We start from the raw sequence: 15,253 nt of genomic DNA, 5'->3' as shown, positions 1-15,253 counted from the left end.
CGATTCCATGCTTCCACTGCGCCTGCTGCGATCGCTGCTGATCGCGTCCCTCGTTGCATTGCCGGCCGCCGCCGCGCACGCCGACAAGCCCACCACCCTGCGTATCGGCGTCGCCCAGCAAGGCGCCGGCGATCCCCCCACCTTCGGCGGATCGAGCGCCGCCACCGTGCAGTTGCAACAGCTCGTCGAGAAGGAATTCGCCGCCGACGGCATCAAGGTGCAATGGCTGTTCTTCAAGGGCGCGGGCCCGGCCGTCAACGAGGCGATCGCCAACAAGGCGCTCGACTTCGCGTACCAGGGCGACCTGCCCGCCGTGCTCGCGCGCTCGAACGGGATCAAGACGCGCCTGCTGCTCGCCGCGAGCGTGCGCTCGAGCATCAAGATCGCGGTGCCGCCCGACTCGACGATCCGCTCGATCAAGGACCTGAAGGACCGCCGCGTGTCGATCTTCCGCGGCACCAACCTGCAGCTCGTCGCCGACAACGCGCTCGCGAAGAACGGCCTCGGCGAACGTGACCTGCGCGTGATCAACCTCGACGCCGCCAGTTCGCTCGCCGCGCTCGCGTCGAAAGGCATCGACGCGTCGGTGGGCGACTACGCGCTATACAAGTTGCGCGATGCGGGCCTCGCGAAGATCATCTACGAATCGCAGAACGACGGCCCGCAGCTGACGCGCCAGACCCACCTGCTCGTGCTCGACGATTTCGACCGCGCGCATCCGGACATCGTGCAGCGCGTCGTCACCGTGTTCGTGAAGGGTGCGCAATGGTCGTCCGACGAGGCGCACCGCGATGCGCTGTTCAAGCTGTGGGCAAAAAGCGGCGTGCCGTATTCGTCGTGGCAGGACGACTACGCGAACCAGCGCCTGAAGGACCGCCTGTCCCCGCTGATCGACCCGTTCGTCATCGCGCGCTACAAGGCCGTCGCGCAGGATGCGCTGAACCTGAAGCTGATCCGCCAGCCGGTCGACGTCGACGGCTGGTTCGAGCCGAAATATCTCGACAATGCCTTGCGCACGCTGAAGCTCGAACACTACTGGCAACGTTACGACGCGGCCGGCAAGCCCCTCTCCTGACCCGGACCGCCCCGATGAGCGACACCGCGTTTCCCGTCCCGTCGTCCGAATCGCCCGCGCTCGCCGTGCCGCCGCGCCGCGCGGCGGCGCTGCGACGACTCGCGTGGCAGCTCGCACCGTGGGCGCTGCCCGCGCTGCTGTTCGCGCTATGGAGCGTCGGCAGCGCGCGCGGCTGGATCGCGCCGCAGATCCTGCCGCCGCCCGAACGCGTGGTCGACACGCTGGCCGACCTCGCATCGAGCGGCGATCTCGCGCGCCACACGCTGATCAGCCTGCAGCGCGTGCTCGTCGGCTTCGCGGCCGGCACGCTGCTCGGCGTGTCGATCGGCGTCGCGCTCGGACTGTCGCGCACGCTGGAAGCCTACGTGCTGCCGAGCTTCAACGCGCTCGTGCAGATTCCGGTGCTCGGCTGGCTGCCGTTCCTGCTGCTGCTCGTCGGCGTCGGCGAACCGCTGAAATACCTGCTGATCGCGCATGCGGCGCTCGTCCCCGTCACGCTGAGCACGTTGCAGGGGTTTCGCCAGACGCCGCCCGCGCTCGACGAAGTCGCGCGCGGGTTCGGCTACACGCGCCGGCAACGCATCCTCCACGTCGTGCTGCCGGCCGCGATTCCGACGCTCGCGACCGGCGTGCGGCTCGCGTTCACGAAATCGTGGCTCGCGCTCGTCGTGGTCGAACTCGTCGCGTCGTCCGAAGGGCTCGGCTACCTGATCGTGTACGGGCGGCAACTGTTCCAGCTCGATCTCGTGATGGCGGCCGTGGTCGTGGTCGGCGCGGTCGGCCTGCTGATCAACCGGGCGCTCGACGCACTCGAAGCGCGCCTGCGCCGCGGCGTGCCGTCCGCGTTTCGCGGTTGAACCGGTCCGCCCGCCCAATCGAAGGAGAGTCGCCCGTGCCCCACGCCGCCACGCCGTCAACGACACCGCCCGCCACGCCCGCCCGCCGCCTGCATGCACCCGACTGGCGCGGCTTCGTCCTGCCGCTCGCCGCATTGGCGTGCTGGTGGGCCGTCGCTTCCGCCCATCTCGTGAAAAGCGGCCTGCTCGTCGGTCCCGCCGACGTGCTGCACACCGCGTGGGCGCAGGCCGCGAGCGGCGCGCTCGGCCGTGCATTGTCGGCATCGCTCGCGCGCGAGGCGTGCGGGTTCGCGATCGGCGCGACGGGCGGGCTGTTGCTCGGCGCCGCGCTCGGGCTGTCGCGCATCGCCGCGCGAATGGTCGGCCCGAGCTTCGACACGTTCAAGCAGATCTCGCTGTTCGCGTGGATTCCGCTGATTTCGGTGTGGTTCGGGCTCGGCGACGTCGCGAAGGTCGTGTTCCTGTCGCTCGCCGCGCTGCTGCCCGTCGCCGCCCATACCTGCGACGGCATTCACGCAGTGCCGCGCGCGTATGTCGATGTCGCTCGCGCACTGCGCTACTCGCGGCTCCAGCTGATCCGCCACGTGATCCTGCCGGCCGCGCTGCCGTCGATCTTCACCGGCCTGTATCTCGGCCTGATCTATTCGTGGCTCGCGACGCTCGGCGCCGAGTACCTGCTCGTCGCCGGCAGCGGGATCGGCAACACGCTGATCGACGGCAGCGAGCAGTTCCGGATGGATCTCGTGCTGTTCGGGATCATCGTCGTCGGCGTGACCGGCTGGGCGCTGAACGCGACCGCCCGCGCAATCGAACGCAAGGTGCTGGCCCGGCGCGACGACCTGCCCCGTTGAGCGTCCTTTTTCTTCCTGTCGCCCTCTTCCCCGGACCGCCATGACGACCCTCGCCTCCGATTCGCTCGACATCCTCCATGTCAGCAAGCACTACACGCAGCGCGGCACGACGCTCGCCGTGCTCGACGACGTCTCGCTGCACGTGCGCGCCGGCGAATTCGTCACGATCGTCGGCGCCAGCGGCTGCGGCAAGTCGACGCTGCTGCGGCTCGTCGCCGGACTCGATACCGATTACACGGGCGAAATCCGTGCCGGCGACGAACGCGTGCGCGACACGTCGCTGCAGCGCGGCATCGTGTTCCAGGATCACCGGCTGTTCCCGTGGCTGACCGTCGAACAGAACATCGGCGCCGCACTGCGCAACGCACCGCTGGACCCGGCCGCGAAACGGCGCGCGGTCGCGGAACACATCGCGCTCGTCGGGCTGAACGGCTTCGAGCACGCGTTTCCGAACCAGTTGTCGGGCGGGATGGCGCAGCGCGTCGCGATCGCGCGCGGCCTCGTGAACCGGCCGCGCGTGCTGCTGCTCGACGAGCCGTTCGGCGCGCTCGACGCGCAGACGCGCGCGAAGATGCAGAACGAACTGCTGCGCATCTGGGAACAGGAACGCATCACGATGATGCTGGTCACGCACGACGTCGACGAAGCGGTCTATCTCGGCGACCGCGTCGTCACGATGGCGCCGCGTCCGGGCCGCATCGCGCGCATCGTCAACGTCGCGCTGCCGCGCCCGCGCCGGCGCGATTCATTGGAATTCGCGCGCTTGCGCGACACCGTGCTCGCCGATTTCGACGACGGCGAGCCGCCGGGCGACGACGCGTCGGGCGGCACCCGCATCGACGCGGCGCGCCCGCACCGGATCGGCGAATGGAGGCTCGCGTGGTAGCGACGCGACGCGCGCGCCTTGTTCAGCAGGACGACACATATCGTTCATCGCAGCGCGCACGCTAAGGTTGTGACGATTCATCGGTTCCGGTTCCGCGCGGTCCCTGCTTGAATGGAGATTCGACCGACCCCGACTCCAGGAGACTCCCGATGTCCGAAGTCCAGCACGCCGCTCCGTCGTTTTCGCCCGCTTCGCATGCCGCACCGCGCCCGGCCGCCGTCCCGCTCCAGCTTCGCCAGGTCGCCGGCCGGATCGGCGCCGAAATCGCCGACGTGCGGCTGTCGGCCACGCTCGACGATGCGACGTTCGACGCGATCCAGGCCGCGCTGCTGCGCCACAAGGTGCTGTTCTTCCGTGGCCAGCACCATCTCGACGACACCGCACAGGAAGCATTCGCCCGCCGCTTCGGCGACACGGTCGCGCACCCGACCGTGCCGTCCGTCGACGGCAGCGCGGCCCTGCTCGAACTCGATTCCGCGCACGGCGCACGCGCCAATTCGTGGCACACCGACGTGACCTTCGTCGACGCGTACCCGAAGATCTCGATCCTGCGCGCGGTCGTGATTCCGCCATTCGGCGGCGATACCGTCTGGGCCAACACGGCCGCCGCGTACGCGCATCTGCCCGACCCGCTGCGTGCGCTCGCCGACACGCTGTGGGCGCTGCATACGAACGCGTACGACTATGCGTCGACGCACGTGCATGCCGACGATGCGCAACTGAAGCGCTACCGCGAAGTGTTCACGTCGACCGTCTACGAAACCGAGCACCCGGTCGTGCGCGTGCATCCGGAAACCGGCGAGCGCACGCTCGTGCTCGGCCACTTCGTGCAGCGGCTCAAGGGGCTGTCGGCGCAGGATTCCGCGCATCTGCTGCAGGTGTTCCACGAGCACGTGACGCGCCTCGAAAACACCGTGCGCTGGAACTGGCGGGAAGGCGACGTCGCGATCTGGGACAACCGCGCGACCCAGCACTACGCGATCAACGACTACGGCGATGCGCGCCGCGTCGTGCGCCGCGCGACCGTTCACGGCGACGTGCCGGTCGGCATCGACGGACGCCGGAGCGTCCTGCTGAAGGGGCCGGGCGCCACGCTGCAATAACGTCCACGTCCCGCGGCGGCGCCCTTTCCCGCGCCGCCGCGCCATTTCCCTGGAGGACACCCGCGATGAACCGCACGCCACCTGACCGACGCCTGCACGCGCAACGATGTCGTCCGTCTCTCCCGTTCACAACCGCCAGGAGCGTCGCATGAGCGCCCTACTCGAACCCGCCGCCCAGCCGGTCGACGTGATCCCGCTGTCCGCCCATATCGGCGCGGAAATCCGCGGCGTCGACCTCACGCAACCGTTGACCACGCCGCAGATCGCGGCGATCCGCGCCGCGCTGCTGAAGTGGCGCGTCATCTTCTTCCGCGAACAATTCCTCACGCACGAGCAGCATGTCGCGTTCTCCGCGCAATTTGGCGAGCCGACGGTCGGCCACCCGGTGTTCGGGCACGTCGACGGCCATCCGGCCGTCTATTCGATCGCGAAGCATCGCAAGGCGACGCGTTTCGAAGGCGAACCGGTGCGCCGGCCCTGGACCGGCTGGCACACCGACGTGACGGCCGCCGTGAACCCGCCGTGGGCGTCGATCCTGCGCGGCGTGACGATCCCGCCGTACGGCGGCGACACGCACTGGACCAACCTCGTGCGCGCGTACGAAACGCTGTCCGCGCCGCTGCGCGGCTTCGTCGATACCCTGCGCGGCATCCATCGCTTCACGCCGCCGCCCGGCGCGCGCGCGACCGGCGCATTCGACGACGCCGTCGAGCGCCGCCCGCTCGTGACCGAGCATCCGCTCGTGCGCGTGCATCCGGAAACCGGCGAACGCGCGCTGTACGTGAGCCCGAGCTTCCTGAAATCGATCGTCGGGCTGACGCCGCGCGAGAGCCAGGCGCTGCTCGAACTGCTGTGGGAGCACGTGACGCGGCCGGAATTCACGATCCGCTTCAAATGGGAGCCGCGCAGCATCGCGTTCTGGGACAACCGTGCGACCGCCCATCTCGCGCCCGTCGACATCTTCGATCTCGACTTCGATCGCCAGCTGTATCGCACGACACTGATCGGCGACGTGCCGGTCGGCCCCGACGGCCGGCCGTCGGTCGCACTCGAAGGCACGCCGGTCGAGGCCGCGGCCGCCGTCGCACTCAACTGACGCGGCGAACGCCGGCGCGTACGAACGCGCCGGCCCCCACTTCCGTCAATCGAGCCACACGCCGTCGAACCGGTGCCCGCCGAGCGGCGAGAACGTCAGCCCGTGTACGCGCTTGGAGATCGGCAGCGACACGATCGACGTCGCGATCGGCGTGAACGGCACCTGGTCCTTGAACACCACCTGCGCCTGCTCGTACAGCGCCGTGCGTTTCGCGACATCCGCGTTCGAACGCGCCGCCGTCACGAGCTGCTCGAAGTCCTTGTTGCACCACTTCGCGAGATTGCTGCCGTGCACCGCGTCGCAGCCGAGCAGCGTGCCGAGCCAGTTGTCGGGGTCGCCGTTGTCGCCCGACCAGCCGTACAGGATCGCGTCGTGCTGACCGTCGTGCTTCGCGCGGCGGTTGTACTCGCCCCATTCGTAGCTGACGATCTTCGCGCGCACGCCGATCTTCGCCCAGTCCTGCTGGATCAGTTGCGCCATCAGTTGCGCATTCGGGTTGTACGGGCGCTGCACGGGCATCGCCCACAGCGTCAGGTCGAAGCCGTTCGGAAAGCCGGCCTGCGCGAGCAGCGCCTTCGCGGCGCCCGGATCGCGCGGCGCGTCCTTCAGGCGCGGGTTGTACGACCATTGCGCGGGCGGCATCGGGTTCGTCGCGACCGTCGCGTCGCCGTTGAACACGGTCTTGATGATCGCCGTCTTGTCGATCGCGATGTCGAGCGCGCGCCGCACGTCGACGCGATCGAGCGGCGGATGCTGCGTGTTGTACGCGACGAACCCGACGTTGAAGCCCGTCCCCGAAAACAGCGTCAGCCTCGGGTCGCGCCGCACCGTCTCGAGATCGGCCGGCCGTGGAAACACCGACACCTGGCATTCGCCGGCCACGAGCTTCTGCAAGCGCGCGGCGGGATCGGGCGTGATCGCGAACACGAGGCGCGCGAGCTTCACGTCGTCCGGTTTCCAGTAGTCGGGATTCGCGTCGTAGCGGATCAGCGCATCCTTCTGGTACGTGCGCAGCAGGAACGGCCCCGTGCCGACCGGGAACTGGTTGATGTCGGACTCGCGATGGCGCGCGGCGAGCTGCCCCGCATATTCGGCCGACAGCACCGACGCGAACGCCATCGCGAGATTGCGCACGAACACGACGTCGGGCGACTTCAGCACGAAGCGCACCGTATAGTCGTCGACCTTCTCGATGCGCTCGATGTTGCGGTCGAAGCCGAGATCGCTGAAATACGGGAAGCTGACCGGATAGGCCTTGCGGAACGGATCGTCCGGGTCGAGCATCCGGCGGAACGTGAACACGACGTCGTCGGCCTGGAACGGTCGCGTCGGCGTGAACCACGCGGTGGTCTGGAACTTCACGCCGCGCCGCAGATGAAACGTGATCGTGCGCTGGTCGGGCGACACGTCCCAGCTCGTCGCCAGCGACGGCACGAGGTCGAGCGTGCCGCGCTTGAACTGCACGAGCCCGTTGTAGATCGTGTACGTGCTCGCATCGAAATCGGTGCTCGTCGTGTGCTGGCCGGGATCGAAGCCGGCCGGGCTGCCTTCGGAGCAGTACACGAGCGTCTTGCCGGCGGGTGCGGCGAGCGCGTGCGTCGCGGCGCCGGCCAGCAGCAACGACGCGGCGACGCCGCGAAGCACGGCGCCGGCATGCGGTACGCCGCGCGTACGGCGCGCGGCTGACGAAACGAAAGGATTCTTCATGGTGGCGGATGGAAGCAAGGGCTGTCATGCGAATGACGACCGCCGATCTTCGCGCGCCTCCCGCCGATCGCTTACCAATTAATTCCGCGTTGCTTATCGTCGCCGATGCATCCCGCTGCCGCTGCATCGAAAAGTCCATGCGAGCGGCGCATCCGTGCCGAACACCGCGGGCCGCCCGGGCACGCGCGACGAAACCGTCGAAACCGTCGCGACCGTTCGCGCGCCACCGCATGGCCTTCCGGCCCCCTGCAGGTTCTCCGGAATGGGTGCATCGTATCGGTTGGCCGACGCCGACACCCGCGCGCGGGAATCCGCCCCGTGCGCACGTGCCGGCACGGCGCGTCCGTGCGCGCCGCCCTTTCTGGAGGAACCACGATGCCGCTCAGCCCCGATACGCCCTCTCGTCCGGTGAAATCGCCGGGCCCCGATCATCCGATCCTGATCGAACCGCACTCGTCCCGCGTGATCGTGAAGGTGGCCGACAAGGTCGTCGCCGATACGCGCCACGCGCTGGTGCTGCGCGAGGCCAGCTATCCGGCGGTGCTGTACATTCCGCGCGAGGATGCCGACATGTCGCTGCTGCAACGTACCGACCACGCGACGTACTGCCCGTACAAGGGCGATTGCGCGTACTACTCGATCCCCGCCGGCGGCGAACGCTCGATCAATGCCGTGTGGACGTACGAGCATCCGAATCCGGCCGTCGAATCGATTCGCGGGCACCTCGCGTTCTACCCGGATCGCGTCGATTCGATCGAGGAACGCCTGCTCGTCAGCGAGTGAAAACGGTCGCGCCCGGCTCCACCGCGGGCCGGTATCGTGCGCCCGCTGATTTGCATATCAGCATTCGTTGGTTGGCCGCGGGCCCGCGCGGCCGTATCGTCCTGAATCCGGCGCGGGCCGGCCCGTTGCGTGCGTCGCCCGCATCCGGCCCGGTCCTGCGCCGGCCGCGCCGCCCCCGCGCGCGGTCCGTGAACCCGCACGCAGGACATTCCGATGAACGACACCCCGCACGCAGACCTTGAAACGAACCCGGCGAACCCGCGCCGCCGCCAGTGGCTGCACGGCGCGGCCGCCGGGCTGGCCGGGCTCGCGCTCGGCCCGCTCGCGGCCGTGCCCGTGCGGGCCGAGGCCAGCGGCACGCGGCTGCGCATCGGCTTCCAGAAATACGGCAACTTCGTCGTGCTCAAGGCACGCGGCACGCTCGAGAAGCGTCTCGCGAACCAGGGCGTCACCGTGCAATGGCTCGAATTCCCGGCCGGCCCGCAACTGCTCGAAGGGCTGAACGCCGGCGCGATCGACGTCGGCACGGTCGGCGAAACCCCGCCGATCTTCGCGCAGGCCGCCGGCGTCGATTTCGTCTACATCGGCAACGAGCCGCCCGCGCCGCAGGGCGAGGCGATCGTCGTGCTGCCCGATTCGCCGATCCGCACCGTCGCGCAACTGCGCGGCAAGAAGGTCGCGTTCAACAAGGGCTCGAACGTCCACTACCTGCTGGTGAAGGCGCTCGAGCATGCGGGCCTCGCGTACGCCGACATCCAGCCGATCTACCTGACGCCGGCCGACGCGCGCGCCGCGTTCGTGCAGCGCAGCGTCGATGCGTGGGTGATCTGGGATCCGTATCTGGCCGCCGCCGAACGGCAGCTCGGCGCGCGCGTGGTCGCGAACGGCGACGCTCTCGTGCGCAACACGCAGTACTACCTCGCGGCGCGCAAGTACGCGGCCGCGCATCCGCAGGTGCTGCGCGCGCTGCTCGACGAAGTCGACGCGGTCGATCGCTGGGCACGCGATCACGTGCCCGAGGTGGCCGCGCAACTGTCGCCGCTCGTCGGCCTCGACGCACCGACGCTCGAAGTCGCGCTCAAGCGCGCCGGCTACGGCGTGCAGCCGATCACGGACGCGACGGTCGCGTACCAGCAGAACATTGCCGACGCGTTCAGCACGCTGAAGCTGATCCCGGGCAAGCTGTCGGTGGCAAGCGCACGCTGACGCGTCACGATGCAGGCGTCGCGCCGATGCGCCGCCATTCGTCGTAGTCGGTGACGAGGCCCGCGTCGTCGGTTCCGATATCGGCCGCATACGTGCCGCTCTCGTAGCGATACACGTGCGGCGCCGTGCGCGCATAGCGCTGCTCGCCGCGTACGATGTCGAAACCGGGGAAACGCAGCCACGCGGTGCGAATCTCGGCCGACTCGCCGACGGCGAGCGCCAGCCGCCGGATCGGCAGCGTATTGGTCGACGGACTGAAGCCGAGATCGATGTCGGTTGCGCCCGCAAGCATCGGCGCCTCGACGCCGTCGATCGTCCACTGCCCGGCATCGCAAGCGATGTCCCATTGCCGTGGCGGCGCCGTGCCGGTCCACCGCGTCACGCGCGCCGAACGGGTGAGCCAGTCGGCGCCGCATGCGATCGCGTAGTCGATCCGGAACGGCGTGCCGTCGAGCGCGCCCGTCACCGCCCCCGACAGCGCGATGCCCGTTTTCGACTCGTCGAGCCGGCACCATTCGGCCGCCTGCCACGTCTGCACGATCTGCCATGCGACGCAGTGCGTGCGTCGGGCGTCATTCAGTTGCGTCATGTCGGGCCTCCTGTCGTGTCGCGCGGAAGAAGGCCGATTTTCGCTCACCGTGCGGATGAACGCACGCGGCTTCGGCGGTGCCACGGGCGCACCGGCCGATAGTCAGTATCGGCCCGACACACTCCGTCGCCCCTTCGCCGCTTTGGTACCATCCGTCGATCGGTAAAAATCGAACCGGAAGACACGAGGCGCGACTTCATGGATTTGTTGGCGACGATGCGCATCTACGTGAGGGTCGTGGAGCGCGGCACGATGTCCGGCGCGGCGCGGGATCTCGACATGGGCCAACCGGCCGTCAGCGAGCGCATCGAGAAGCTCGAAAAGCACCTCGGCACGCGACTGCTGATGCGCAGTGCCCGCACCCTCGCGTGCACGGAGGAAGGCCGAATTTTCTACGAACGCAGCAAGGCGCTGCTCGAAGCGGCCGAACTGGCCGTTGCGTCGGTATCGAAGACGGAGCATGCGCTCGACGGCACGATCCGGCTCGCGGCGCCGCAATGTTTCGGCGAGGTCGTGCTGCCGGGCGTGCTGATGCAGATCCGCACCGCGTACCCGAAGCTGCACATCGACCTCGTGCTGAACGACGATATCGTCGATCCGGTCACCGAGGGCGTCGACATTTCGATCCGGGTCGGCCAGCTCGGCGACGGCGGGTTCGTCGCGTACGCGCTCGGCGCGGTGGGCCGCGTGCTCGTCGCCGCGCCGTCGTATCTCCGCCAGCACGGCCCGATCGACACGAAGGCCGATCTCGCGAACCATCCGTTCATCCGCGTGAAAGGCGTGTTCGCGAACGAACAGGTACCGCTGCAGCGCGACGGCGGCGCAGTCGAATACGCGCGCATCCGCACCGTCATGACCGCCAGCCACTGGCGCCCGATGTTCGATACGATCACGGCGGGCGGCGGCATCGGCGTGGTCCAGCACCCGGCTTGCACCGATGCGCTCGCGCATGGCCGGCTCGTCCGCCTCCTGCCGTATTACGACGTTCCCGACTTCGCGCTCAATGCGCTGGTGCACGCGCAGCGCCCGCTGCCGCCACGCGTGCGCGCCGTCGTCGACCTGCTGAAGAAGGAAGTTCCGCTGCTGCTGACGAAGCATCGCCGGTAGTCGCCGCCCTGCGCCGCCATCACGCCTGCAGCGACTTCCCCGGCTCCTTCACGTGCGCATCGACTTCCATCTGGTAAAAGCGCGCGCTGACGAAGCCGAACAGCGTCCAGCCGAGGAACACGCACAGGCCGCCGAGCATCAGCGCCTGCTCGCCCGAACTGAACAGCGCATAGAAGCTGTACGCGGTCGCGACCATCGCGACCACGTTCGTCACGAGCGCCTTGCCCGGCGGTACCTTCGCGACCTTCTGGATCGTGATCAGCGCGGCCATCGACATCACGTAAGGTACGAGGTTCGTGACGACCGCGAGATCGACGATCTTCTGGAACTGGCTGCTCAGCTCCGGGCTGATCGTCATCAGCGCGAGCGCGACCTGTGCGACCAGCAGGATCACCATGCCCACGATCGGCGTGCCCGTGCGCGTGGCACGTGCGAACACCGGCAGGAAGTAGCCGACGTCCGCCGAGCTCTTGAACACCTGCGCGACCGTAAACTGCCAGCCGAGCAGCGAGCCGATGCACGCGATCACCATCAGCGCGGTGACGATCGTGCCGACGGTCGGCGTGAACATCGTCGCGAATGCGATGCCGAACGGCGCGTTCGACTTCGCGAGGATCGCGTTGGGCACGATCCCCGCGATCACGTTGGTCGACACGATGTAGAAGATCGCCGACGCGATCGTGCCGCCGAGCACGGCGATCGGCACGTTGCGCTCCGGATTCTCCACGGCGTCCGAGTTCGCGCACGCCGATTCGAGCCCGAGGAACGCCCACAGCGTCACCGCGATCGAGCTGCCGACGGCCGCCCCGAACGGCATGTCGTGCGGATTCCACGCGGCGCCCCAGGTCGCGCCGCTGAACCAGAACCAGCCGATCAGCGACACGACGACCACCGGAATGATCACGCCCCACACGGTCACCGCGCCGATCCGGCCGGTGATGCGCGAGCCGCCGAAATTCGCGACCGTCGTCAGCACGAGCAGGAAGATCGTCCACAGGCCCGTCTGCAGCGGCGACAGCGTCGCGTCGAACAGCACGGTGCCGTAGCCGACCGCCGTGACGCCGATCGCGACGTTGGCGATCACGAGCGACAGCCCGTACGTATAGTTCGCCATGTAGTTGCCGGCCTTGCCGAACGCGTACTCCGCGTAGCCGCCCATCCCGCCCGGCTTGCGGCTCAGCATCCCGCAGCGCGCGAACGCATAGGCCAGCGCGAGCGAGCCGCCGGCCGTGACGATCCACGACAGCAGCGAGATCGTGCCGACCTGCGCGAGCTTCGACGGCAGCAGGATGATGCCGGAGCCCATCATGTTGACCGCCGTGAGAATGGTGAGCTGCCAGACGTTCATCCGGTGTTTCTGCGCGGCCGCCGGGGCCGCGCCGGACACGCGTGCTGCATTTTCCATGGTGTCGATCCTTCGATGTGAGGCCGCCGCGCGGCCGGTCGCTCGTTCGCCCGGTCGGGCGTCAGGCCGTCAGGCAGTACACGCGGTACGTACCGTCCTCGACCTCCACGCCATGCGTGTCGTGCGCGAACCCCGGGAACCGCCGGTCGTACGCTTCGAGCGCCTTCAGGTAGCCGAGCACCGGACCGCCAGCCGGCCCCGCGTTCTCGCCCGGCATCAGGAGCGGAATGCCCGGCGGATACGGCACGACGCCGGTGGCCACGGTACGCCCGGCCAGCTCGTCGAGCGTCACCTGCTCGATGCGACCCTGCACGAGATGCTCGTACGCGCGCACCGGGCTCATCTCCGGCTTCGGCAGGATCGAGAACGCCTCCGACATCAGCCGCGTCGTGCCGAGCTGCTCCATCGCCGCGAACATCGTGTCGGCCAGGTCCTTCAGCCCCATGCCCGCATAGCGCGAGCCATGCTCCTTCGCGAGCGACGGAATCGCCAGGTCGAGCGGCAGGTTCGCGTCGTAGTCGCGCTTGAAATCGCACAGCGCGCTGACGAGCGAACCCCACTTGCCCTTCGTGATGCCGATCGAGAACAGGAACAGGATCGTGAAATCGGTCGTCTTCTCGACCACGATGCCGCGCGCATCGAGATACGCGGTGACGACGCTCGCCGGGATGCCGACCGGCATCAGGCCGCCGGCCGGCGCGACGCCCGGCGTGACGATCGACACCTTGATCGGGTCGAGCATGCAATAGCCGTCCTCGATGTTGCCGAAGCCATGCCATTGCGCGCCCGGGCGCAGCACCCAGCACGCCGGATCGCTCGCGAGCAGTTCGGGCGGCGCATCGTGGAACGGCAGCGTGCGGCCCGTGCGCGCCTCGAGCACGGTGTCGGGCTGCCAGCATTCGAAGAACCAGTCGCCCTTCGCGCCGAATTCGCCGTTCATCCGCGCGATCATCTGCCGGAACGCGACGGCCTCTTCGATCGACTCGCGCGTCAGCGCGGCGCCGCCGGGGCCGTCCATCATCGCGGCCGCGACGTCGTTCGACGCGATGATCGCGTAGTTCGGCGACGTCGACGCATGCATCATGAACGTTTCGTTGAACTGGCCATGCGGAATCGGGCTGCGGCCGTCGCGCACGTGGATGTAGGACGCCTGCGACAGCGCGGTCAGCAGCTTGTGCGTCGACTGCGTCGCGAACACCGTCGGCCGGTCCGCATGATGGTCGCGCGGGTCGCCGTGCATCGCATGGCGGTCGCGATAGATCGGGTTGAAACGCGCGTAGCCGTACCACGCCTCGTCGAAGTGCAGCCGGTCGACGCTCGCGCCGAGCAGCTCCTCGACGCGCGTCACGTTGTAGCAGAGGCCGTCGTACGTCGAGTTCGTGACGATCGCGTGCTTCGGCTGGCGATCGGCCAGCCCGGCCGCGAGCGGGTTCGATGCGATCGCCTCGCGGATCGCCGTCTGCGTGAGGCGCTCCGAGGCGATCGGTCCGATGATCCCGTAGCGGTTGCGCGTCGGCACGAGGTACGTCGGGATCGCGCCCGACATCGTCATCGCGTGTTCGGCCGACTTGTGGCAATTGCGGTCGCACAGCGCGATCTGGTCGCGGCTCACGCTCGCCATCAGGATGATGCGGTTCGACGTCGACGAGCCGTTCGTCACGTGATACGTGCGATGCGCGCCGAACACGCGCGCCGCGTAGCGTTCGCTTTCGCCGATCGGGCCCGAGTGGTCGAGCAGCGAGCCGAGCTCGCCCACCGAGATCGACAGGTCCGAGCGGAACAGCGATTCGCCGAAATATTCGAAGAACGCGCGGCCGACCGGCGATTTCAGGAAGCCGGTGCCGCCCGTGTGGCCGGGCGTATGCCACGAGTATTCGTACACGCGCGAGAACTTCGCGAGCGCGCCGAACATCGGCGGCAGAACGGTCGAGCGATAGCGTTCGATCGCCGCGTGAATGCGCCCGCCGATGAAGTCGGCCGTATCCTCGAGCAGCCACACGAAATCGTCGACCTTGCCCATCACCGCGGCCGGTACCGACGACGCGACGCTGCGGTCGGCCAGCAGGAAGATCGGCACGCTGCCGTTGCGATGCCGGATCGCGTCGACCACGGCCTCGGACGGCCCGTGGCCGTCCACGCCGAGATCCCAGTCGAGCAGCACGCACTGGATCGACGGATCGGAGCGGAGCAGCACGATGGCATCGTCGGCGGACGTCGCCGTCAGCACGTCGATACCGCGTTGCGCGAGCTCCGCGCTCAGCGTGCGGACCGCACGCCCGGTCGCGGTTTCCTGCGCGATCTCGTCGTCGACCAGTAGCGCACGCATGCCGAGACGGCGGATGCCGCCGACAGAAGTATTCATGATGTTGCCCTCGCTGTTGCGTTGCTTCGATTGGTATTGTTCGTCTCACGAGCACGCGGACAGCAGGCCACGGGCAGCGGCATGAGACGCTCGCCATTCCGGCTTGATTCGCCGTCCAATTCGGAGCCGACTATGCCATGGATGCCTTTCGATGAAAAGCTGACGATTCGGTGAAGCCATCGACGCGTTTCAAATCGGATTTCATCATTGGATCATTTTTATGTGC

At 68.3% G+C, this 15,253-nt stretch carries 13 protein-coding genes; 9 read left to right on the top strand and 4 right to left on the bottom strand.

Going from position 1 to position 15,253, the window contains the following annotated elements; all coding sequences use genetic code 11:
- Positions 1–7: 7 nt before the first annotated feature.
- The 6 genes from KU887_RS17145 to KU887_RS17120 all read left to right on the top strand — a co-directional run bounded on the left by KU887_RS17145 (position 8) and on the right by KU887_RS17120 (position 5,868).
- The gene (locus tag KU887_RS17145; protein WP_258256863.1) at positions 8–1,075 is read left to right on the top strand and encodes an ABC transporter substrate-binding protein; all 1,068 of its coding nucleotides are present in this window, start codon (positions 8–10) and stop codon (positions 1,073–1,075) included.
- 14 nt (positions 1,076–1,089) lie between these two features.
- Positions 1,090–1,932 (top strand): ABC transporter permease, encoded by an 843-nt coding sequence (locus tag KU887_RS17140; protein WP_258256861.1) that lies wholly within the window; start codon positions 1,090–1,092, stop codon positions 1,930–1,932.
- 35 nt (positions 1,933–1,967) lie between these two features.
- Positions 1,968–2,783, top strand: coding sequence for an ABC transporter permease (locus KU887_RS17135; protein WP_258256860.1), 816 nt, complete (start codon positions 1,968–1,970; stop codon positions 2,781–2,783).
- 40 nt (positions 2,784–2,823) lie between these two features.
- Entirely contained in the window at positions 2,824–3,669 is an 846-nt protein-coding gene (locus KU887_RS17130; RefSeq protein WP_006495911.1) for an ABC transporter ATP-binding protein, read from the top strand.
- Positions 3,670–3,818: 149 nt separating this feature from the next.
- Positions 3,819–4,772 (top strand): TauD/TfdA family dioxygenase, encoded by a 954-nt coding sequence (locus KU887_RS17125; protein WP_006486182.1) that lies wholly within the window; start codon positions 3,819–3,821, stop codon positions 4,770–4,772.
- 148 nt (positions 4,773–4,920) lie between these two features.
- Complete coding sequence (locus KU887_RS17120; RefSeq protein ID WP_048986941.1) at positions 4,921–5,868, top strand: TauD/TfdA family dioxygenase; 948 nt, start codon at positions 4,921–4,923, stop codon at positions 5,866–5,868.
- A 45-nt stretch (positions 5,869–5,913) separates the two neighbouring features.
- Here the strand turns inward: KU887_RS17120 and KU887_RS17115 are convergent, their stop codons facing one another.
- Entirely contained in the window at positions 5,914–7,575 is a 1,662-nt protein-coding gene (locus KU887_RS17115) for an ABC transporter substrate-binding protein (protein WP_006486177.1), read from the bottom strand.
- Positions 7,576–7,950: 375 nt separating this feature from the next.
- On the opposite strand from KU887_RS17115, the gene KU887_RS17110 reads away from it, so the two are divergent.
- Complete coding sequence (locus KU887_RS17110; protein WP_006486183.1) at positions 7,951–8,358, top strand: DUF427 domain-containing protein; 408 nt, start codon at positions 7,951–7,953, stop codon at positions 8,356–8,358.
- Positions 8,359–8,571: 213 nt separating this feature from the next.
- Positions 8,572–9,564, top strand: coding sequence for a sulfonate ABC transporter substrate-binding protein (locus tag KU887_RS17105; protein ID WP_058902926.1), 993 nt, complete (start codon positions 8,572–8,574; stop codon positions 9,562–9,564).
- A gap of 4 nt (positions 9,565–9,568) precedes the next feature.
- On the opposite strand, the gene KU887_RS17100 is transcribed toward KU887_RS17105, so the two are convergent.
- A complete protein-coding gene (locus KU887_RS17100; RefSeq protein WP_258256858.1) occupies positions 9,569–10,153 on the bottom strand; it encodes a putative glycolipid-binding domain-containing protein in 585 nt (194 codons plus the stop codon).
- Positions 10,154–10,351: 198 nt separating this feature from the next.
- On the opposite strand from KU887_RS17100, the gene KU887_RS17095 reads away from it, so the two are divergent.
- Complete coding sequence (locus KU887_RS17095) at positions 10,352–11,260, top strand: LysR family transcriptional regulator (protein WP_060263525.1); 909 nt, start codon at positions 10,352–10,354, stop codon at positions 11,258–11,260.
- A gap of 19 nt (positions 11,261–11,279) precedes the next feature.
- Here KU887_RS17095 and potE read toward each other — a convergent pair whose 3' ends face one another.
- Positions 11,280–12,665: a putrescine-ornithine antiporter gene (gene potE, locus KU887_RS17090; RefSeq protein ID WP_006488914.1), complete on the bottom strand. Its 1,386-nt coding sequence runs from the start codon at positions 12,663–12,665 to the stop codon at positions 11,280–11,282.
- A gap of 61 nt (positions 12,666–12,726) precedes the next feature.
- A complete protein-coding gene (locus KU887_RS17085; RefSeq protein ID WP_006495918.1) occupies positions 12,727–15,027 on the bottom strand; it encodes an Orn/Lys/Arg decarboxylase N-terminal domain-containing protein in 2,301 nt (766 codons plus the stop codon).
- Positions 15,028–15,253 lie beyond the last annotated feature (226 nt).

This window comes from Burkholderia sp. EMB26 (assembly GCF_024730645.1).
Lineage (GTDB): Bacteria > Pseudomonadota > Gammaproteobacteria > Burkholderiales > Burkholderiaceae > Burkholderia > Burkholderia cenocepacia.
The sequence above is the reverse complement of the archived record's forward strand: the minus strand, read 5'-3'. Positions and strand labels throughout refer to the sequence as shown.